Source organism: Streptomyces sp. TG1A-60 (genome assembly GCF_037201975.1).
Classification (GTDB): Bacteria; Actinomycetota; Actinomycetes; order Streptomycetales; family Streptomycetaceae; genus Streptomyces.
Map to the genome: position 1 here is coordinate 4,314,145 of NZ_CP147520.1, position 18,935 is coordinate 4,333,079.

The 18,935-nt window shown below is 69.8% G+C and carries 18 protein-coding genes, 4 tRNA genes and 1 pseudogene; 10 read left to right on the plus strand and 13 right to left on the minus strand.

Features of this window, described 5'->3' with window-relative positions:
* The first annotated feature begins 12 nt into the window (after positions 1-12).
* Complete coding sequence (locus WBG99_RS18585) at positions 13-912, plus strand: phosphoribosylaminoimidazolesuccinocarboxamide synthase (protein ID WP_338897374.1); 900 nt, start codon at positions 13-15, stop codon at positions 910-912.
* 56 nt (positions 913-968) lie between these two features.
* Here the strand turns inward: WBG99_RS18585 and WBG99_RS18590 are convergent.
* The 8 genes from WBG99_RS18590 to WBG99_RS18625 form a co-directional block, all read right to left on the minus strand.
* Positions 969-1,041, minus strand: a tRNA-Gly gene (locus WBG99_RS18590).
* A gap of 23 nt (positions 1,042-1,064) precedes the next feature.
* Positions 1,065-1,706, minus strand: coding sequence for a response regulator transcription factor (locus WBG99_RS18595; protein WP_338897375.1), 642 nt, complete (start codon positions 1,704-1,706; stop codon positions 1,065-1,067).
* Positions 1,703-3,043, minus strand: coding sequence for a histidine kinase (locus WBG99_RS18600; protein ID WP_338897376.1), 1,341 nt, complete (start codon positions 3,041-3,043; stop codon positions 1,703-1,705). Before WBG99_RS18600 ends, WBG99_RS18595 begins: the two co-directional genes overlap by 4 nt.
* Positions 3,044-3,056: 13 nt before the next feature.
* Positions 3,057-3,881 carry an ABC transporter permease gene (locus WBG99_RS18605; RefSeq protein ID WP_338897377.1) on the minus strand — a complete coding sequence of 275 codons (825 nt, stop codon included), beginning with the start codon at positions 3,879-3,881 and terminating at the stop codon, positions 3,057-3,059.
* Positions 3,878-4,897: an ABC transporter ATP-binding protein gene (locus WBG99_RS18610; protein WP_338897378.1), complete on the minus strand. Its 1,020-nt coding sequence runs from the start codon at positions 4,895-4,897 to the stop codon at positions 3,878-3,880. Before WBG99_RS18610 ends, WBG99_RS18605 begins: the two co-directional genes overlap by 4 nt.
* A 169-nt stretch (positions 4,898-5,066) precedes the next feature.
* A tRNA-Gly gene (locus WBG99_RS18615) sits at positions 5,067-5,139 on the minus strand.
* A gap of 78 nt (positions 5,140-5,217) precedes the next feature.
* A tRNA-Gly gene (locus WBG99_RS18620) sits at positions 5,218-5,289 on the minus strand.
* Positions 5,290-5,468: 179 nt separating this feature from the next.
* On the minus strand, positions 5,469-5,786 hold the full coding sequence (locus WBG99_RS18625) for an Lsr2 family protein (RefSeq protein ID WP_338897379.1): 318 nt from the start codon (positions 5,784-5,786) through the stop codon (positions 5,469-5,471).
* A gap of 341 nt (positions 5,787-6,127) precedes the next feature.
* Here WBG99_RS18625 and purS point away from each other — a divergent pair, with 341 nt between their 5' ends.
* Genes purS through purL form a run of 3 tightly spaced genes read left to right on the plus strand, consistent with a single transcriptional unit; the run spans position 6,128 to position 9,323 of the window.
* Positions 6,128-6,391: a phosphoribosylformylglycinamidine synthase subunit PurS gene (gene purS / locus WBG99_RS18630; RefSeq protein WP_257543581.1), complete on the plus strand. Its 264-nt coding sequence runs from the start codon at positions 6,128-6,130 to the stop codon at positions 6,389-6,391.
* Positions 6,388-7,068 (plus strand): phosphoribosylformylglycinamidine synthase subunit PurQ, encoded by a 681-nt coding sequence (gene purQ, locus WBG99_RS18635; RefSeq protein ID WP_338897382.1) that lies wholly within the window; start codon positions 6,388-6,390, stop codon positions 7,066-7,068. The genes purS and purQ overlap by 4 nt, the downstream gene beginning before the upstream one ends.
* Positions 7,065-9,323 (plus strand): phosphoribosylformylglycinamidine synthase subunit PurL, encoded by a 2,259-nt coding sequence (purL, locus tag WBG99_RS18640; RefSeq protein ID WP_338897383.1) that lies wholly within the window; start codon positions 7,065-7,067, stop codon positions 9,321-9,323. The genes purQ and purL overlap by 4 nt, the downstream gene beginning before the upstream one ends.
* 64 nt (positions 9,324-9,387) lie before the next feature.
* Here the strand turns inward: purL and WBG99_RS18645 are convergent.
* Positions 9,388-9,558, minus strand: a pseudogene (locus WBG99_RS18645) (Uma2 family endonuclease); the annotation flags it as partial.
* Positions 9,559-9,572: 14 nt separating this feature from the next.
* Here WBG99_RS18645 and WBG99_RS18650 point away from each other — a divergent pair.
* The 4 genes from WBG99_RS18650 (at position 9,573) to purM (ending at position 14,182) form a co-directional block, all read left to right on the plus strand.
* Positions 9,573-10,370, plus strand: coding sequence for a sterol carrier family protein (locus WBG99_RS18650; protein WP_338897384.1), 798 nt, complete (start codon positions 9,573-9,575; stop codon positions 10,368-10,370).
* A gap of 235 nt (positions 10,371-10,605) precedes the next feature.
* On the plus strand, positions 10,606-11,433 hold the full coding sequence (locus WBG99_RS18655) for an META domain-containing protein (protein WP_338897385.1): 828 nt from the start codon (positions 10,606-10,608) through the stop codon (positions 11,431-11,433).
* A gap of 84 nt (positions 11,434-11,517) precedes the next feature.
* The gene (gene purF / locus WBG99_RS18660) at positions 11,518-13,044 is read left to right on the plus strand and encodes an amidophosphoribosyltransferase (RefSeq protein WP_338897386.1); all 1,527 of its coding nucleotides are present in this window, start codon (positions 11,518-11,520) and stop codon (positions 13,042-13,044) included.
* Between the two features lie 67 nt (positions 13,045-13,111).
* Positions 13,112-14,182 carry a phosphoribosylformylglycinamidine cyclo-ligase gene (purM, locus tag WBG99_RS18665; RefSeq protein WP_338897387.1) on the plus strand — a complete coding sequence of 357 codons (1,071 nt, stop codon included), beginning with the start codon at positions 13,112-13,114 and terminating at the stop codon, positions 14,180-14,182.
* A 203-nt stretch (positions 14,183-14,385) separates the two neighbouring features.
* On the opposite strand, the gene WBG99_RS18670 is transcribed toward purM, so the two are convergent.
* Together WBG99_RS18670 and WBG99_RS18675 are read right to left on the minus strand one after the other, a co-directional pair.
* On the minus strand, positions 14,386-14,637 hold the full coding sequence (locus WBG99_RS18670; RefSeq protein WP_338897388.1) for a DUF3073 domain-containing protein: 252 nt from the start codon (positions 14,635-14,637) through the stop codon (positions 14,386-14,388).
* A 322-nt stretch (positions 14,638-14,959) separates the two neighbouring features.
* A complete protein-coding gene (locus WBG99_RS18675; RefSeq protein WP_338897389.1) occupies positions 14,960-16,063 on the minus strand; it encodes a Glu/Leu/Phe/Val dehydrogenase dimerization domain-containing protein in 1,104 nt (367 codons plus the stop codon).
* A 222-nt stretch (positions 16,064-16,285) separates the two neighbouring features.
* On the opposite strand from WBG99_RS18675, the gene WBG99_RS18680 reads away from it, so the two are divergent.
* Together WBG99_RS18680 and bldC are read left to right on the plus strand one after the other, a co-directional pair.
* On the plus strand, positions 16,286-17,128 hold the full coding sequence (locus WBG99_RS18680; RefSeq protein WP_338897390.1) for a hypothetical protein: 843 nt from the start codon (positions 16,286-16,288) through the stop codon (positions 17,126-17,128).
* Between the two features lie 610 nt (positions 17,129-17,738).
* Positions 17,739-17,945 (plus strand): developmental transcriptional regulator BldC, encoded by a 207-nt coding sequence (gene bldC / locus WBG99_RS18685; protein WP_003949541.1) that lies wholly within the window; start codon positions 17,739-17,741, stop codon positions 17,943-17,945.
* A gap of 495 nt (positions 17,946-18,440) precedes the next feature.
* Here the strand turns inward: bldC and WBG99_RS18690 are convergent, their stop codons facing one another.
* Positions 18,441-18,644, minus strand: a complete 204-nt coding sequence (locus WBG99_RS18690; protein WP_338897391.1) for a DUF6274 family protein — start codon at positions 18,642-18,644, stop codon at positions 18,441-18,443.
* Between the two features lie 209 nt (positions 18,645-18,853).
* Positions 18,854-18,928: transfer RNA gene (locus WBG99_RS18695), tRNA-Asp, on the minus strand.
* Positions 18,929-18,935 lie beyond the last annotated feature (7 nt).

Below are 18,935 nucleotides of genomic sequence, written 5' to 3' on the forward strand. Positions count from 1 at the left end.
CGGGGAGGAACCGTGTCCGGATTCGTAGAAAAGCCCGAGCCGATCCAGGTTCCGGGCCTGGTGCATCTGCACACCGGCAAGGTGCGCGAGCTGTACCAGAACGAGGCGGGCGACCTCGTGATGGTCGCCAGCGACCGAACGTCCGCGTTCGACTGGGTCCTGCCGACGGAGATCCCCGACAAGGGGCGCGTCCTCACGCAGCTGTCCCTCTGGTGGTTCGACCAGCTCGCCGACCTGGTCCCGAACCACGTTCTGAGCACCGAACTCCCGCCGGACGCCCCCGCCGACTGGGCGGGCCGCACCCTCGTCTGCAAGTCGTTGCTGATGGTCCCGGTGGAGGCGGTCGCCCGCGGCTATCTCACGGGTTCGGGCCTCGCCGAGTACCGGGAGACCCGTACGGTCTGCGGCCTCGCTCTTCCCGAGGGCCTGGTCGACGGTTCGGAGCTGCCGGCGCCGATCTTCACCCCGGCCACGAAGGCCGCCGTCGGCGAGCACGACGAGAACGTGTCGTACGAGGAGGTCGCCCGCCAGGTCGGCGCGGAGGCCGCCGCCCAGCTGCGCCAGGTGACCCTCGCCGTGTACAGCCGCGCCCGGGAGATCGCACGCGACCGGGGCATCATCCTCGCCGACACCAAGTTCGAGTTCGGCTACGAGGACGACACCCTGGTCCTGGCCGACGAGGTCCTCACCCCGGACTCCTCCCGCTTCTGGCCGGCCGACCTGTGGGAGCCGGGTCACGCCCAGCCGTCCTTCGACAAGCAGTTCGTCCGGGACTGGCTGACCTCCGCCGAGTCCGGGTGGGACCGCAGGAGCGAGCAGCCCCCGCCGCCGCTGCCCGAGGAGATCGTCGCCGCGACCCGGGCGAAGTACGTGGAGGCGTACGAACGTCTGACGGGCATGAGCTGGAGCTAGCTCCAGGGGAACGCAGAAGACCCCGGTCGTGACGACCGGGGTCTTCTGCGTTCAAGAGCGGACGACCAGGTTCGAACTGGCGACCTCAACCTTGGCAAGGTTGCGCTCTACCAACTGAGCTACGTCCGCGCTGCGCCGTGGCGCGAGGCCTACTATACCCAACCTCGCTCCCGTGCGAGCCGCACTGCGGCATGCCGGTTTTCCACCCCGAGCTTGGACACGGCCGAGGACAGGTAGTTCCGGACGGTGCCCTGGGACAGCGCGGCCCGCTCGGCGATCTCCGTGACGGGCGCGCCGTCGGCGGCCAATTCGAGTACCTCGGCCTCCCGCGCGGTCAGCGGCGAGTCCCCGGAGGAGATGGCGTCGGCCGCCAACTCCGGGTCCACATAACGGTTCCCGGAGTGCACGGTCCGGATGATCTCCGCGAGGCGCTGCGCGCTGACGGTCTTGGGGACGAACCCCCGCACACCCGCCTCAAGAGCCCGCTTCAGATGCCCGGGCCGCCCGTGCCCGGTGACGATCAGTACCCGGCAGCCGGGCAGTTCCGCCCGCAGCGATGTGGCGACCCTCACACCGTCCGCCCCCGGCATCTGCAGGTCCAGCACCGCCACATCCGGCTCGTGCGCCCGTGCCATCGCCAGCGCCTCAGGCCCGCTCGCCGCCTCCGCGACCACCAGCAGGTCATCCTCCAACGCCAGCAACGCGGCCAGCGCCCCCCGGATCAGGTGCTCGTCATCGGCGAGCAGCAGCCGCACGGGCCGCCCCGCCCCCGTCGGCTCCGCTGCGCCCGTCATGACGCGATCCCCCGTACGACCGTCGAGCCGGCCGCGGCCGACGCACCCGTCGAAGCCGAAGCCGAAGCCGAGCCCGAGGTGGAAGCCGAGCCCGCGGCGGACGCCGACTCCGCCGAGGTCAGCGGTACCCGGGCCACCACCCGGAACACCTCCCCGCCCACCGGCCCCGCCTCCAGCGTCCCGTCCACCACCGCCAGCCGCTCCCGCAGGCCGGTGAGCCCGGACCCGGCGCCGACGGAACGCCCGGTGTCCCCTGCCTCCTCGCCGGGGGCCCGTATCCCGTCGTTCTCCACGGTCAGCACCACCTGCCCCTTCGTCACCTGCAACACCACCGTGCACTGATCGGCGTTCCCGTGCCGCAGCACGTTCGTCGTCCCCTCCCGCACCACCCAGGCGAGCGCGGACTGCACCTCGCCGGGCAGCCCGGCGGCGTCCGCGCGGTCGACCGAGCAGTCGATGCCTGCCGCCTCCAACACGCCCTGCGCACCGGCGAGTTCGGCCCCGAGGTCGGCCTCCCGGTACCCCCGTACGACCTCGCGCACCTCGCGCTGCGACTCCTGCGCGATCCGCTGGACCTCGATCATCTGCTCGACGGCCTCGGGCCGTTCCCGGCGGGCCAGCTGGACGGCCAGCTCGCTCTTCAGGGCGATGACCGCGAGGTTGCGGCCGACCACGTCGTGCAGGTCCCGCCCGAAACGGAGCCGTTCCTCGGCGACGGCGAGCCGGGCACGGGTCTCGCGGGCGGCGTCGAGTTCGTAGACGGCCCTGAGGAGCCAGACGGAGAAGACGGAGGTGAAGGCGAAGAACGACGCGCTGACCAGCACCGCCACGGACGTGGCCAGAGCATCGGTCGCGGGGGCGCCCAGGGCGAGCCCCAGGGCGCCGGAGCCGCCCGTGAAACCCGCGAGCAGGTACAGCACGCGACGCCGACTGCGGATGCCGAGCGTGATGAGGCCGAGGCTGAAGATCATCACCCCGCCGAACATCCCGCCCAGCGCGGTGGCGGTGTCGTCGGCGTTCTCGCGGCCGGCGAGGGTGAACGCGACGACGCCGAGCAGCACGCCGGCGACGCCGAGCGCCCACATCAGCCGCAGGGGCTGCGCGCGGGTGCCTCGTACCCAGTCGAGTGCCCGCGCCCCGGTCGTCGCGCCGAGCGCCCCGTGCCCGCACACCAGAGCGAACAGCCAGCCCGAGTGCGGCAGCGGCACCTGGCTGAGGAGCGGCAGCCCGAACGCGGCGACCTCGATCACCGCGAACGAGTGGAACGACCACCGCGTGTACGTCTCCACCTTCGCGGGCGTGCTCTTTCCCCGCCACCATGCCCTCGGCCCCCGCATGGCCCAACTCCCCTCATCGGCGCGGTTCCCAGCGGAACCACCGCCGTACAGCAAACACCGCGAGCACGGTCCAGGCCAGCGCGGTGGCGACGGCGCCCAAGGCGTCGTAGGCGGACAGGTCGCCCGTCCAGCCGCCCCGTACCAGCGTGATGACGGGGGACAGGGGCAGCAGCTCGAGGAAGGACGCCACGCGGTCGGGCAGCACTTCGAGCGGCACGGTGATGCCCGACCCGAGCAGCGAGACGAACATCAGCGGCAGGCAGGTGACCTGCGCGCTCTCGGCGGTACGGCTGAGGCCCGCCGTGACCGCCGCCAGCGCCACGCACATGGCGACGCCCAGCAGCACACCCAGCACGGCCAGATGCGGCGCGGGCGGCGCCCCGAGGTCCAGCAGGACCGTGCAGCCGACCGCGAGGAGCACGCACTGCGCGAGCCCGATGCCGGCGGCGGGCAGCGCGGCCCCGGCCAGGATCTCCGGGTCGCGCAGCTCACCGGTCCGCAGCCGCTTCAGGACGAGTTCCTCACGGCGTACGACGTAGATGTTGGTCAGTGCCGTGTAGATCGCGAAGAGCAGGGAGAAGCCGATGGCGGCGGGGAGCATGACGGTCCCGACGCTCAGCCCCGCCTCGCCCAGGTCCATCTCGTCCGTCGCCGACCGCACAGTGAGCGGCAGCAACAGCGGCACGAACAACGCCGTGAACAGCGTGGCCCGGCTGCGCCCCAGCAGTGTCAGCTCGGCGCGGGCGAGCGCGGTCATCCGGCTCTTGAGGGTCGTCGTCCCGGCCGCGACGACCGGCGCCGGGTCCGTCCCCTTCGCCGTACCCGTGGTCGTGCTCATGCCGCCACCCCGTCCTTGCGCGATCCCGTGCCCGTACGGGATTCCGTACCCGTACGCGCTGCCTCCGCCGACTCCCGGGCGATCCGCAGGAACGCCTCCTCCAGCGAGGCCGACCGCACCTCAAGGCGCCGCAGTTCGACGCGCGCCCGTTCGGCCCACAGCAGCAGTCCGGTGGCCGCCCGCTGGAGTTCGTTCGTGCGCAGGACCACCACGCGGCCGTCCTCCTCGTGCACGGTGACGCCCAGTTCACCGAGCGGCGGCAGATCGCCCAGGAAGTACCCGGTCGGCAGCTCGAAGGAGATGCGGGATGGCTGGGAGGCGGTCACCTCGGCCGGGGTGCCGGTCGCGGCGACGCCGCCCTCGTGGAGGATGGCGAGCCGGTCGGCCAGGCCCTCCGCCTCCTCCAGGTAGTGCGTGGTGAGCAGCACGGTCGTCCCCCCGTCGCGCAACTCCCGTACCAGTTCCCACGTGTCCTGGCGGCCCTCCGCGTCGAGCCCGGTGGTCGGCTCGTCGAGGAAGAGCACCTCGGGGCGCCCGAGGAGCGCGAGCGCCAGGTCCAGGCGCCGCTTCTCACCCCCGGACAACTGCTTGACCCGCACGGCGGCCCGCCGCGCGAGCCCGACCATCTCCAGCGCCTCCCCGACGGGCCGCGCTCCGCTGGTGCAGCCCGCCCACATCCGTACCGTCTCCGCGACGGTCAGTTCGGAAGGGAAGCCGCCCTCCTGCAGCATCACGCCGATCCGGGGGCGTACGGCCGCGCGCTCCCCGTAGGGGTCGTGCCCGAGGACCCGCACCCGCCCGCCGGACGGCGGCGCGAGTCCCTCCAGCAGTTCGACCGTGGAGGTCTTGCCCGCGCCGTTGGTGCCCAGCAGTGCGAAGAGTTCTCCCCGGCCCACGGAGAACGAGATCCCCCGCACGGCCTCGAAACCGCCCCCGTACACGCGCCGTAGGCCGGTGACCTCGATCACGTTCTCATGATCGAGGGTGTTCACGCCCTTGCGCCCGTTCGTTTTCATGCCTTCAGCGTCTCGGCGGTACGGGCCGGACGGCAGTGCGCGGTGTCATCACCCTGCATGACAAATGTCAGACGCAGCCCGCCGGGCAGGACCGGACACGCGAAGAAGACCAACGAAGGAGACCAAACGAAGAAGACCCCGGTCGTGATGACCGGGGTCTTCGTTCAAGAGCGGACGACGAGGCTCGAACTCGCGACCTCAACCTTGGCAAGGTTGCGCTCTACCAACTGAGCTACGTCCGCATTGCCTCCGACCGGCTCCCACCGATCGGCGCGGTGACTACTTTACCTGATCCACAGGAGTGGTCGGTGAGTGGTCAGAGCGGGTGACAGGAATTGCACACTGCGCCTTCCCCCTGGAAGGGGGATGTTCTACTACTGAACTACACCCGCGTGACTCCGGCGAGCCGGGCCTTTCGGCCTTGCCCCTCGGCGTGCTCCAGACTCTAGCCGATCTGCCGGGGGGCAACGCAAGTCGGTTGTCCCCGTGGAACAAGTCGGTCGTTCCCGGGGGCCAAGTCGGCCGTCCCCGGGGCCCGCTGACGGACCCTGAGGACGGCCGGCGCGGGCGCCTACTGCGCCTCGGCGAAGGCCTCGTAGACCCTCTTGGGGATCCGGCCGCGCGCGGGGACCTCCAGCTTGTTGGCCTGGGCCCAGGCGCGGACTGCCGCCGGGTCCGGGGCGACCTGGGTCTGTTTGTAGGCCTTGCCCGACCTCGACCGCTTGCGGCCTGCCTCCACGTAGGGCGCGAGCGCCTTACGCAGTTTCCTGGCATTGGCTTCGTTCAGGTCGATCTCGTACGACTTGCCGTCGAGTCCGAAGGCGATCGTCTCCGCCGCTTCCGAGCCGTCGATGTCGTCGGAGATGGTGACCACGACACGCTGCGCCACGAATATCGGTCCCTTCGTGCGACATCTCTCCGTCGACGTGCCCTCACGTCGGGAAGATGTCGGCTGTCCGGCTGTTATATGGGCAAAGTATCGGCTATTGCCAATTCATTTGTACAGTGCCCGTCATTACATTGTGAGCACAGACTTAATCCGTCCGCGTGTCTCTCGCGCAATAGGTATCAGGGATCTTTCCCGGAAGTTTTCACGAGGGTGAGCACCCGATACCGGATCGTGACCGCCGTCACCGGCATTCCCTGTAGATTCCTACGAATCTACTCGCGTAGAAATTTCGTGCGGGTAGTCTGAAGGAACCTGCTCAGCACCACACACCGGGAGTGCCAGTGGCACGCGTCGTAGTCGACGTCATGCTCAAGCCGGAGATCCTCGACCCCCAGGGCCAGGCGGTGCAGCGCGCGCTGCCGCGCCTCGGTTTCGAGGGCGTCTCCGACGTACGTCAGGGAAAGCGATTCGAACTGGAAGTTGACGGACCGGTGGACGGCGCCGCGCTCGCCCGCATCCACGAACTGGCGGAATCCTTCCTGGCCAACACCGTGATCGAGGACTTCACCGTCAAGGTGGAGGAAGTCGCGGAGGCCGGAAAGTGACCGCTCGTATTGGCGTCGTCACCTTTCCCGGGAGCCTGGACGACCGGGACACGCAGCGCGCGATCCGCCTCGCGGGCGCCGAACCGGTTCCCCTCTGGCACAAGGACAAGGACCTCCACCAGGTCGACGCCGTGGTGCTGTGCGGCGGTTTCTCCTACGGTGACTATCTGCGCGCCGGAGCCATCGCGCGCTTCTCGCCGGTGATGGAGCCCCTCATCGAGCAGGCGAAGGCCGGACTGCCGCTCCTCGGCATCTGCAACGGCTTCCAGATCCTCACCGAGGCCCACCTCCTCCCCGGCGCGATGCTCGGCAACGACCACCTCCACTTCATCTGCCGCGACCAGAAGCTGCGGGTGGAGAACGCGGACACCTCCTGGACCACCGACTACGAGTCCGGGCAGGAGATCCACATCCCGCTGAAGAACATGGACGGCCGGTACGTCGCCGACGCGTACACGCTCGACAAGCTGGAGGCGGAGGGCCGGGTCGCGTTCCGCTACCTGGACTTCAACCCCAACGGCTCGCTCCGGGACATCGCCGGCATCTCCAACGAGGCCGGCAACGTCGTGGGCCTCATGCCCCACCCGGAGCACGCCGTCGAGCCCCTCATCGGGTCCGGCCGCACCGACGGCCTCCCCTTCTTCACCTCGATTCTCAAGAAGCTGGTCAACGCATGAGCCGGACGCCTCTGGACACGGTCGAGCACGCGGCCGCGACCCCCGACGTCGAGCTGCCCTGGGCCGAACTGGGCCTGAAGAAGGACGAGTACGAGCGGGTCGTGGAGATCCTCGGCCGCCGGCCCACCGGTGCCGAGCTCGCCATGTACTCCGTCATGTGGTCCGAGCACTGCTCCTACAAGTCCTCGAAGGTCCACCTCCGCCAGTTCGGAGAGAAGGCCCCGCAGTCCGACGCCCTGCTCGTCGGCATCGGCGAGAACGCCGGTGTCGTGGACGTCGGCCAGGGCTACGCGGTCACCTTCAAGGTCGAGTCGCACAACCACCCCTCGTACGTCGAGCCCTACCAGGGCGCGGCCACGGGCGTCGGCGGCATCGTCCGCGACATCATCGCGATGGGCGCCCGCCCGGTCGCCGTGGTCGACCCGCTGCGCTTCGGCGCCGCCGACCACCCCGACACCAAGCGCGTCCTCCCGGGCGTCGTCGCCGGCATCGGCGGCTACGGCAACTGCCTCGGCCTGCCGAACATCGGCGGCGAGGTCGTCTTCGACGCCTGCTACCAGGGAAACCCGCTGGTCAACGCCGGGGCCATCGGCGTCATGCGGCACGAGGACATCCACCTCGCCAAGGCCTCCGGCGCGGGCAACAAGGTCATCCTCTACGGGGCCCGCACGGGCGGCGACGGCATCGGTGGCGCCTCGATCCTGGCGAGCGAGACCTTCGACGACGCGAAGCCCTCCAAGCGTCCCGCCGTCCAGGTCGGCGACCCCTTCCAGGAGAAGCTCCTCATCGAGTGCACCCTGGAGGCCTTCCAGGAGAAGCTGGTCGTCGGCATCCAGGACCTCGGCGCGGCCGGCCTGTCCTGCGCCACCTCCGAGCTGGCCTCCAACGGCTCCGGCGGCATGCGCGTGACCCTGGACGACGTACCCCTGCGCGACTCCACACTCTCGCCCGAGGAAATCCTCATGAGCGAGTCGCAGGAACGCATGTGCGCGGTCGTCGAGCCGGAAAAGGTCGACCGCTTCCTCGCGATCTGTGACAAGTGGGACGTCATCGCCACCGTCATCGGCGAGGTCACCGACGGCGACCGCCTGGAGATCTACTGGCACGGCGGCAAGATCGTCGACGTCGACCCGCGCACGGTCGCGCACGACGGCCCCGTCTACGAGCGCCCGTACGCCCGCCCCGAGTGGCAGGACGCGCTCCAGGCGGACGACGCGAACAAGCTGCCGCGCCCCGCGACCGGCGAGGAACTGAAGGACCAGGTCCTGAAGCTGGTGGCCTCCCCGAACCAGGCCTCCAAGTCCTGGATCACCAGCCAGTACGACCACTTCGTGCAGGGCAACACGGTCCTCGCCCAGCCCGAGGACTCCGGCATGATCCGTGTCGACGAGGAGAGCGGCCTGGGCGTCGCCATCGCGACGGACGGCAACGGCCGGTACGCGAAACTGGACCCGTACCACGGCGCCCAGCTGGCCCTGGCGGAGGCGTACCGCAATGTCGCCACCACCGGCGCCAAGCCCCTCGCGGTCTCCGACTGCCTGAACTTCGGCTCGCCCGAGGACCCGGCGGTCATGTGGCAGTTCGCCGAGGCCGTACGCGGTCTCGCGGACGCCTGCCAACAGCTGGGCACCCCGGTGACCGGCGGCAACGTCTCCCTCTACAACCAGACGGGCGAGGTGGCCATCCACCCCACCCCGGTCGTCGCGGTCCTGGGCGTCATCGACGACGTCGCCCGGCGCACGCCGGTCGCCTTCCAGGAGGAGGGCCAACTGCTCTACCTCCTCGGCGACACCCGTGAGGAGTTCGGCGGCTCGGCCTGGTCCCAGGTCGTCCACGACCACCTCGGCGGTCTGCCCCCGCGGGTCGACCTGGAGCGCGAGCGACTGCTGGCCGAGATCCTGATCTCCGCCTCCCGCGACGGCATGATCGACTCCGCGCACGACCTGTCCGACGGCGGTCTGATCCAGGCCGTGGTCGAGTCGGCCCTGCTCGGCGGCAAGGGCGCCCGCCTGATCGTCCCGGACGGCCTGGACGCGTTCACCTTCCTGCTGTCGGAGTCGGCCGGCCGCGCCGTCGTGGCGGTCCCCCGCTCCGAGGAGGTCCGCTTCAACGACATGTGCGGCGCGAGGGGCCTGCCGACCACACGCATCGGCGTGGTCGACGGTGGCTCGGTCGACGTCCAGGGCGAGTTCGTGCTGACGCTGGACGAGCTGCGGACCGCTCACGAGGGCACTGTCCCGGCGCTGCTGGCGTAGTTCCTCGTACGAAGGAGCCCCTCCCGGACGGAGATTTCCGGGCGGGGCTTCTCCGGGTCTTGGGTCAGCGGACGTAGTTCTCGAGGATCTCCGTGTCCAGCTCGATGCCGATCGGACCGGGGACGAGCACCTTCTCGCCGAACCTGGCGGTGTGCACGTCGCGGTAGCCGCCGACCAGCCGGTCCGGGCTGCTGTGCACGCTGACAGTGCACGAGTCCCGGTCGATCAGAAGGTAATAGGCTCCCCACCATGCCCCCGGCCAGGAACCGCCCCCGCAGCCACGACCCCGCCAGGACACGCAATGCCGTGCTGGCCCAGTTCGGGAACGTAGGGGAGGCGGTGGGCACCCTCACCGCCGAGCAGTTCGCCCTGCCGACCCGGCTCGGGGCGTGGACCGTGCGGGACCTGGCCGCGCACCTCACCAGGGCCGTCGAGAGCGTCAGCCGCGCCCTGGAGCGGCCCGAGCCCGCGAAGGCGGAGCTGAACCCGCTCGACCACGCCTCCGCGACCGCCGCGTACGCCGAGGCCATCGCCGAGGACAGCCACACCCTCGCCGAGGCCGACCCCGACATCACCGCCCTTTACACCCGGGTCGGGCAGCGGATCACGGCCGCGCTGGCCACCGTCGGAGCGGGCCGGGTCATCGACACCCGCGCCGGCGGCATGATGCTCGACGACTACCTGCTCACCCGCACCATCGAACTCGTCGTCCACACCGACGACCTGAACACCGCCGTCCCCGGCCTTGACATCCCGTACGACCGGCACGCCCTCGCCACCTGCGTCCGGCTGCTCGCCGACACCCTCGCCGCGCGGGCGCCCGGTGGTGCGACGGAGGTGCGGATCCCGCCGTACGCCGTCGTGCAGTGCGTGGAGGGGCCGAGGCACACCCGGGGCACCCCGCCGAACGTCGTCGAGACGGACCCGATGACCTGGATCCGCCTCGCCACCGGCCGCCTGGAGTGGGCGGTCGCCCTGGACGAGGCGAAGGTCAGCGCGAGCGGCGAACGGGCCGACCTGAGCAGGCTGCTTCCCCTGATGGGCTGAGAGCCTGTCGGGTGACCTCCGGTCTGCCGCCCGAACCCTGGCACGCGCGCTCGCCGCGTTGCCGAAACGTTCTCATGGCTCCGCTATGAGGACGCTCCGGCGCCTTGCATCGCACGCACCAGGGCTCGTTCGCCTGACAACCGGAGGTCACCCGACAGGCTCTGAGGGGTCCGCGCACCGTGCCCGGCGGGAAAACGAGGGGGAACCGCCCAGGCACCCCACCCGTCCCACCGGCATGGACACCCAGCGACTGACCCGCACCGCCCTGCCCCTGACGGCCCTGGCCCTGCTGCCACTGCTCGCGGCCTGCGGCACCGAGTCCGCCGGCGACGGCCCCGGCAGCCGGTCGGTGGGATCCGGCTCCCGGGCCGAGGTCACCGGCGTCCACTGGAAGGTCGACAGCCTCACCGTGGGCGGCAGGACCGAGCAGGCCCCCGACGACGCGTATCTGAGGATCAGCGACGACGGCGAGGTCCACGGCAACTACGGCTGCAACACCTTCGGCTCGACCGCCACCTTCAAAAAGGACGGCATCGACTTCGCGACCGCCCGATCCACCGAGATGGCCTGCGGCGACGCCTCCATGAAGTTCGAGGAGACCCTGGCCCGCATGCTCGACGCCGGGACTTTCACGCCCGGGACCGCCGACGGCGAGCTCACCCTCACCACCGCCGACGGCGACACCGTCAGGCTCAGCGAGGAGAAGCCCGCCGAGCTGTACGGCACCAGGTGGCGGATCGACTCCCTCCTCGACCACGAGGTCGCCACCTCGCTCCCCGAGGCGGCCGAGGGCAAGGCCTGGTTCACCCTCGACAAGAAGGCGGGCACCCTCAGCGGCAGCCTCGGCTGCAACGAGGTGGCGGCGCAGGCGACGGTGAGCGAGGGCGAGATCACCCTCGGCAACCCGCGCACCACCCGCAAGATGTGCTCCGACTCACTCATGGCCGCCGAGCGGACCCTCCTGGAGCTCTTCAAGGGCACGGTGGAATACCGGATCGATCACCGCACTATCACGCTGACCAGCGAAAACAACGTAGGGGTCGGTGCTGTTGCCGACAAGTGACGTCCGGGGGCCCGCGGTCGCGGCCCGGGGCGGGCGAGATCACCGGATTCGGACCGGTGCGCGATCTCGCCTACACTCGGTGGCGTGCCACGTGGTGACGGACGACTCAACCACGACCTTCTCCCCGGCGAGAAAGGCCCTCAGGACGCCTGTGGCGTCTTCGGTGTCTGGGCTCCGGGTGAAGAGGTCGCCAAGCTCACGTACTTCGGGCTGTACGCCCTCCAGCATCGGGGCCAGGAATCCGCGGGTATCGCGGTCAGCAACGGCTCCCAGATCCTCGTCTTCAAGGACATGGGCCTCGTTTCCCAGGTCTTCGACGAGACCTCGCTCGGCTCCCTCCAAGGTCACATCGCGGTCGGTCACGCCCGCTACTCGACCACCGGCGCCTCCGTGTGGGAGAACGCCCAGCCGACCTTCCGTGCCACCGCGCACGGCTCCATCGCGCTCGGCCACAACGGCAACCTGGTCAACACGGCCCAGCTCGCCGAGATGGTCGCCGACCTGCCCAAGCAGGAGGGCCGTACGCCGCGTGTGGCGGCCACCAACGACACCGACCTGCTCACCGCGCTCCTCGCGGCCCAGGTCGACCCCGACGGCAAGCCGCTGACCATCGAGGAGGCCGCCCACGCGGTCCTCCCGAAGGTGCGCGGCGCCTTCTCCCTCGTCTTCATGGACGAGCACACCCTCTACGCGGCCCGCGACCCGCAGGGCATCCGTCCGCTGGTCCTCGGCCGCCTGGAGCGCGGCTGGGTCGTCGCCTCCGAGTCCGCCGCCCTCGACATCTGCGGCGCCTCCTACGTCCGCGAGATCGAGCCGGGCGAGTTCATCGCCATCGACGAGAACGGTCTGCGCAGCTCACGATTCGCGGACGCGAAGCCCAAGGGCTGTGTCTTCGAGTACGTGTACCTGGCCCGCCCGGACACCGACATCGCCGGCCGGAACGTGTACCTCTCCCGCGTGGAGATGGGCCGCAAGCTCGCCAAGGAAGCCCCCGTCGACGCCGATCTGGTCATAGCGACCCCGGAGTCCGGAACCCCGGCCGCCATCGGCTACGCGGAGGCCTCGGGCATCCCGTTCGGTGCGGGTCTGGTGAAGAACGCGTACGTCGGACGTACGTTCATCCAGCCCTCCCAGACGATCCGCCAGCTCGGCATCCGGCTGAAGCTGAACCCGCTGAAGGAAGTCATCAAGGGCAAGCGCCTGGTCGTGGTCGACGACTCGATCGTCCGCGGCAACACCCAGCGCGCACTGGTCCGGATGCTGCGAGAGGCGGGTGCCGCGGAAGTCCACATCCGGATCTCCTCTCCCCCCGTGAAGTGGCCCTGCTTCTTCGGCATCGACTTCGCCACCCGCGCCGAGCTCATCGCCAACGGCATGACGATCGACGAGATCGGCACCTCGCTCGGCGCCGACTCCCTGGCGTACATCTCCATCGACGGCATGATCGAGGCGACCACCATCGCCAAGCCGAACCTCTGCCGGGCCTGCTTCGACGGCGAGTACCCGATGGAGCTGCCGGACCCCGAGCTGCTCGGCAAGCAGCTCCTGGAGACCGAGCTGGCGGCCGGACCCGCCGCCACGGCCGCGGCCGACGCGATCCGACGCCCGTAAGACTTGCCGTAGACAGCCGGTAACACCTGCTTATCTGCCGCAGTACGACACGAAAGTTCTCACCGTCATGTCTGAGACAACTGGTGCCAGCTACGCAGCTGCGGGCGTCGACATCGAGGCGGGCGACCGCGCCGTAGAGCTGATGAAGGAGTGGGTGAAGAAGACGCGGCGCCCCGAGGTCCTCGGCGGCCTCGGCGGTTTCGCCGGCCTCTTCGACGCCTCCGCCCTCAAGCGCTACGAGCGCCCGCTGCTGGCCTCCGCCACGGACGGCGTCGGCACGAAGGTCGACATCGCGCGCCAACTCGGCGTGTACGACACCATCGGCCACGACCTGGTCGCGATGGTGATGGACGACATCGTGGTGTGCGGCGCCGAACCGCTGTTCATGACCGACTACATCTGCGTCGGCAAGGTCCACCCCGAGCGCGTCGCCGCCATCGTCAAGGGCATCGCCGAGGGCTGTGTCCTCGCAGGCTGTGCCCTCGTCGGCGGCGAGACCGCCGAACACCCCGGCCTCCTCGGCCCGGACGACTTCGACGTCGCGGGCGCCGGCACGGGCGTGGTCGAGGCGGAGCGGCTGCTCGGCCCGGATCGTATCCGTACGGGCGACGCGGTGATCGCCATGGCGGCCTCCGGCCTTCACTCGAACGGGTACTCGCTCGTCCGCCACGTCCTGCTGAACCAGGCCGGTCTCTCCCTGGACGCCGAGATCGCCGACCTCGGCCGCACCCTCGGCGCGGAACTCCTGGAGCCCACCAAGATCTACTCGCTGGACTGCCTGGCCCTCACCCGCACCACCGAGGTCCACGCCTTCAGCCATGTCACCGGCGGCGGCCTGGCCGCCAACCTGGCCCGTGTCATACCCGACACCCTGCACGCCACTGTCGACCGCTCCACCTGGACTCCGGCCCCGATCTTCGACCTCGTGGGCAAGACCGGTCAGGTCGAACGCCTGGAGCTGGAGAAGACCCTGAACATGGGCGTGGGCATGATCGCGATCGTCCCGCAGGACTCGGCAGACGTGGCCCTCACGACCTTGACGGACCGCGGCGTCGAGGCCTGGGTGGCAGGCGGGATCACGGACCGTGCCGACCACACCACGGGCGCGGAACTGGTGGGCGACTACGCACGAAGCTGAACAGCAGTACGCCCCTGATGGAGGCCGAAGGCCCATCCACCAGGGGCGCGGGGAACTGCGCGAGCAACCACACACAACCCGCAGTCGCCAAACACAGTGGTCCCCGAGCTATGAGGCGCTCCCGCCCCAAGCGGAGCGCAACCGCACAAAACCCGGTCCGGCGGTGGCAACCCGCTCGGACCGGGTGAAGCGCGGCTAGAGCGTCAAGCTCCGCGACGATGCGACGCGGGACCGGACTGATCGTCCTCGTCCTCATCGTCGCTGTTATAGAGATCCGCGTACTGCGCGTACGGGTCGTCGTCTTCGTCATCCTCGAACGGCTCGCCATTCGGCGGCTGGCTCGAAGTCGAAGCGCCCAGCTCATTGGCCAGACGCGACAGGTCAGTCCCGCCGCTGCTGTACTTCAGCTGGCGGGCGACCTTCGTCTGCTTGGCCTTTGCCCGGCCGCGCCCCATGGCTCGACCCCCTCGAATACGGGGCTCGGTGGCCCCAGAGTCTTGACACGCGTTCATGATCTGGAACGGGCTCTCCGTGGAAAGACCCGTCCGTAGGGCTTCCACGGTACCTGAGCCCGCGCCCATACGGTACGTCGCCCGCAGCACGTGCCGGTACCCAGGACCTGCGAGGAGCCCTTTCCCCGCTGGTCAACGGCGATTTTAACCGTTTCTCGGCAAGCGACCCGCCGACGGACGTGAGAGTTCTCTCTCAAGCCGCCGACGGGTACCGGCCGGCGCCGTGCCCCGCCGTACGGCCGCCGCGGGGTGCCCGCGCGGAGGATCAGCGACCGCGCGCCGAGGCCGCCTCGTGCATCCGCTGCTCGGCGATCCGGTCGGCGGCGGCGACCGGCGGAATACCATCCGTCTTCGCACATGCGAAGATTGCCAGCGTGGTGTCGTAGATCTTCGCGGCCTTCGCCCTGCACCGCTCGAAGTCGAACCCGTGGAGTTCGTCGGCGACCTGGATGACCCCGCCGGCGTTCACCACGTAGTCCGGCGCGTAGAGGATCCCGCGGTCGGCGAGGTCCTTCTCGACACCGGGGTGAGCGAGCTGGTTGTTGGCCGCGCCGCACACCACCTTGGCGGTGAGGACGGGCACGGAGTCCTCGTCGAGCGCTCCGCCGAGCGCGCAGGGGGCGTAGATGTCGAGACCGCCGGCACCGTCGCCCCGGACGAGCGCGTCGGTGTGGGCGACGGCGGTGACCCCTTCCGGGTGCCGGTCGAGGATCCGCCGTACGGCGTCCGCCCTCACGTCCGTGACGACGACCTCGGCGCCCTCGGCCCGCAGATGCTCCACGAGGTGGTGGCCGACCTTGCCGACGCCCGCGACGCCGACTCTGCGGCCCCGCAGCGTCGGGTCGCCCCACAGGTGCTGGGCGGAGGCCCGCATGCCCTGGTAGACCCCGAAGGCCGTCAGGACGGACGAGTCGCCTGCGCCGCCGTTCTCGGGCGACCGGCCGGTCGTCCAGCGGCACTCGCGCGCCACGACGTCCATGTCGGCGACATAGGTGCCGACGTCGCACGCGGTGACGTACCGGCCGCCCAGGGAGGCCACGAACCTCCCGTAGGCGCGCAGCAGCTCCTCGGTCTTGATCCGGTCGGGATCGCCGATGATCACGGCCTTGCCGCCGCCGTGCTCGAGACCGGCCATGGCGTTCTTGTAGGACATCCCGCGCGCGAGGTTCAGCGCGTCGGAGACGGCCTCCGCCTCGGTCGCGTACGGGTGGAAGCGCGTGCCGCCGAGAGCGGGGCCCAGCGCGGTGGAGTGGAGGGCGATGACGGCCTTGAGGCCGCTGGCCCGGTCCTGGCAGAGCACGACTTGCTCATGACCGCCCTGGTCCGAGTGGAACAGGGTGTGCAGGACGCCGTCAGATACGTAGGTCACTGTGGTGACTCCTGGGTAAGAAGCGGCGGTCGGTGACAGGCTCCCGTACGGGTGGCGGGGCCTGTGAGCATGAGATTAGAGCCTGCGTCCGCCCTACAGCGGCGCAGCTTCGGGATCACCCCCTCCCGGAGTACGACCGTGGTGTGATCCGCGCAGTTTTCCGGCCCGCCCCTGTGTGGGCTCCGCAGGTTTCCCCGGTGGCTGCCGGGGGATGGAGCATGGGTGCCCAAGGTGTCCTCGGTGATCGTCCCGTACGCGTCCTACCTCCGCGTGTACGAGCCGCTGGCGGCCTTCCCCGAGCCCGAGCGCGGCCACTGGGCCCGCTACGCCCGGCGCCCCGACCGGCCCTCGTGCCAGGACGAGCTGCGCCGTTCGCTGGCCGACCTGGTGCCCGTCCCGCCGATCCCGGTGCCGGTGCACGAGAGCGACGACGCCTTCGTGCTGGAGGTCGACGGCGTGGTCTGTGTCTGCCCCTGGCGCACCAGGCTGCGCGGCTGGCAGGCTCTCGGCGACCTCGCCGAGGAGCTGCCCGCCCCGGTCCTGGACGCGGTGCTGCCGCCTCTGGTGCGCCGGCAGGCGAGTCAGGACTACGAGCGGTGGATGGCCGGCAATCCCGACGCCCGGCCGTGGATTCGCACCTCGACCTGGCAGGTGCCGCTCAACTGGTTCGTCCTCGTCTCGGACGAGGAGCGGACGTACGAGAAGGGGTCGGGCGAGACCTCGCCCGTGCTTCGCTATCGCACGCCCATGGTGCAGGCCCGGCGGCGCGTGGCGCGCGGGCTGCGGGCCCTGCGGGACACCATCGACGAGGGGCCGCTCATCGACGGCCTGATCGACGTGGGCCGCTGGCTGGAGGAGTTCCACCCGCGTTCCCTCGTCGAGCTGGACTACGGCGGCCTGGTGCACGTGCTGCCCGCCGACGAGCTGGACGGCGACCACTCCGCCGCCGACGTCGCCGAGGGCATCGAGGCCCTGCGCAGCGGGGACGGCCTGGCGGCCGGCGAGGCGTACGGGCGGCTGGTCGAGCGGTGGCGGGCGGTACGGGAGCGGCGCTCGGCGAACTGAACCGGGCGAACCGGTTGAACCAGCTCGATCTCTCAGCCGTACCTGTGACGTGTGAGGCCGGTGGGAAAAGGCTTTCCACGAGGGCTGAAGCGTGGTGAACTGTCCACCCTTGGCCCTGGCTTGACACGGTGAAGTTCCAGGTGGGCGCCATCGTGGGACGTAGGCCCCGATCCGGGCTTTTCCGTCAAGCAGGCGTCAAGCGTGACGGATTGCACTTACACGGGCCTTGCCTCTTACGCACCTCCTCGTGTCAAAATAGGACAAGGAGTCTGGGGGAGGCTCTTTCTGCCCACGTGTGGGTGGAATCTCAGCATTGCACGCTATTGGGGGGTCTCGTGACTCCCGCACGCCACTGTGACTGATCGTCACAGTGGCGTGACTGTCCGCTATGGCATGGTCCATCGGCATCCGTCGCTGATGAACACCTGGGAGGGCAATTCCATCGGTTTGGCCGACGCGGCTGGACGGATGGTGTAGTTGTAGTGCCGAGGACAAGCCGTTCGTCCTATAACCGACTCGACTCGCGTCCGCCATTTCGGGCAACGCGGGTCAAGGTGCAGAATTTAGAGGAAAGAACCGAGAAGGTTCGGTTCTCCCGAGGAGGCCGCTCATGACCGCTCGCACCCCTGATGCCGAGCCGCTGCTGACCCCGGCTGAGGTCGCCACCATGTTCCGTGTCGACCCCAAGACGGTCACGCGGTGGGCGAAGGCCGGCAAGCTCACGTCCATCCGCACGCTCGGCGGGCACCGCCGTTACCGCGAGGCTGAGGTCCGCGCACTGCTCGCGGGCATTCCGCAGCAGCGCAGCGAGGCCTGAACCATCGCATAATCGGGCATTTCGGCTGGTCCCCCATCGGCCGGGAGCTCGAGAGCACCGCTCGAACAGTTCCAAGCGACGCGGGTTCTGCCCCAACAGATCCCACGCCCCAGCGCGCAGAGCAGGCAACAAGGGTGCGTCGTAGATCGCGCTGGACTCCGCCGGGTCCAGCGCGATTTTTTTGTGCCCGGGGTGTGGCCGGCGTGTGTGGGGCGCGCGGGCGGGGGCGGGTCCGGAAGCGGCGCGTTGTGAGCGCGCTTGTCGGACTCTGGGGAGGGTTGTCGGATCTCCTGTGCAGTACCTCCGGGGCTGGTGCAATTGCACATATTAAATTGACCAGTTGTAGAAGGTCTGTGAGAGCCGATGTTCCGGAAACCTGCACGGTGACACCCATCACACGCCGGGAACCTTGTTACTGGCTGGTATCTACGGTAGAGGGCGGGGGAGTTGAGTGCGGTGTGTCCCTCGCCCGGTGTGTTCCCCGCGGGAGGCGTCTCACGCTCTGGAAGGGGACTCGTCCTCCGTCGGCTCCTTCAGGAATCCGTCTGCGCCGTTCTCGCCGCCCGTCGTGGGCTCCGTCGCCAGCCGCAGCAGGCGGTGGCAGATCGGGCAGTGGCGGGTGAGGTGGCGGTACGCGGAGGCGGCCGACAGGTGAGCACGGAGTAACGCGCGGGTCTCATGTCGAACGGACGCCGCCATTCGCCACCTCCTGGGGTCTCGGGGCCCTGAGACTGAGGTACCGGCGGAATGTGACGCCGTCAACCCCCGCGGCATCGAAGCCACTCGAAGGAGGCCTCGGCCCCCGCCCCCGTGACGGGCCCGGCATCGTCGTGGTCGTGGTCGCGGTCGTGTGGCGGCAACGCGAGAGGCCCACATCCTCAGCGGATGCGGGCCTCTCGTCATCAACGCGGTCCTGACGGGATTTGAACCCGCGGCCTCCACCTTGACAGGGTGGCGAGCACTCCAAACTGCTCCACAGGACCAGGTTTC

What these genes read in the sequence shown, in the direction of transcription:
- WBG99_RS18655 (WP_338897385.1), top strand. Translation starts at nt 10,606, where the DNA reads ATGGACACCCAGCGACTGACCCGCACCGCCCTGCCCCTGACGGCCCTG.
- purL (WP_338897383.1), top strand. Translation starts at nt 7,065, where the DNA reads ATGAGCCGGACGCCTCTGGACACGGTCGAGCACGCGGCCGCGACCCCC.
- WBG99_RS18690 (WP_338897391.1), bottom strand. Translation starts at nt 18,644, where the DNA reads ATGGCGGCGTCCGTTCGACATGAGACCCGCGCGTTACTCCGTGCTCAC.
- WBG99_RS18595 (WP_338897375.1), bottom strand. Translation starts at nt 1,706, where the DNA reads ATGACGGGCGCAGCGGAGCCGACGGGGGCGGGGCGGCCCGTGCGGCTG.
- WBG99_RS18610 (WP_338897378.1), bottom strand. Translation starts at nt 4,897, where the DNA reads ATGAAAACGAACGGGCGCAAGGGCGTGAACACCCTCGATCATGAGAAC.
- WBG99_RS18670 (WP_338897388.1), bottom strand. Translation starts at nt 14,637, where the DNA reads ATGGGGCGCGGCCGGGCAAAGGCCAAGCAGACGAAGGTCGCCCGCCAG.
- WBG99_RS18605 (WP_338897377.1), bottom strand. Translation starts at nt 3,881, where the DNA reads ATGAGCACGACCACGGGTACGGCGAAGGGGACGGACCCGGCGCCGGTC.
- bldC (WP_003949541.1), top strand. Translation starts at nt 17,739, where the DNA reads ATGACCGCTCGCACCCCTGATGCCGAGCCGCTGCTGACCCCGGCTGAG.
- WBG99_RS18650 (WP_338897384.1), top strand. Translation starts at nt 9,573, where the DNA reads ATGCCCCCGGCCAGGAACCGCCCCCGCAGCCACGACCCCGCCAGGACA.
- purM (WP_338897387.1), top strand. Translation starts at nt 13,112, where the DNA reads ATGTCTGAGACAACTGGTGCCAGCTACGCAGCTGCGGGCGTCGACATC.
- WBG99_RS18600 (WP_338897376.1), bottom strand. Translation starts at nt 3,043, where the DNA reads ATGCGGGGGCCGAGGGCATGGTGGCGGGGAAAGAGCACGCCCGCGAAG.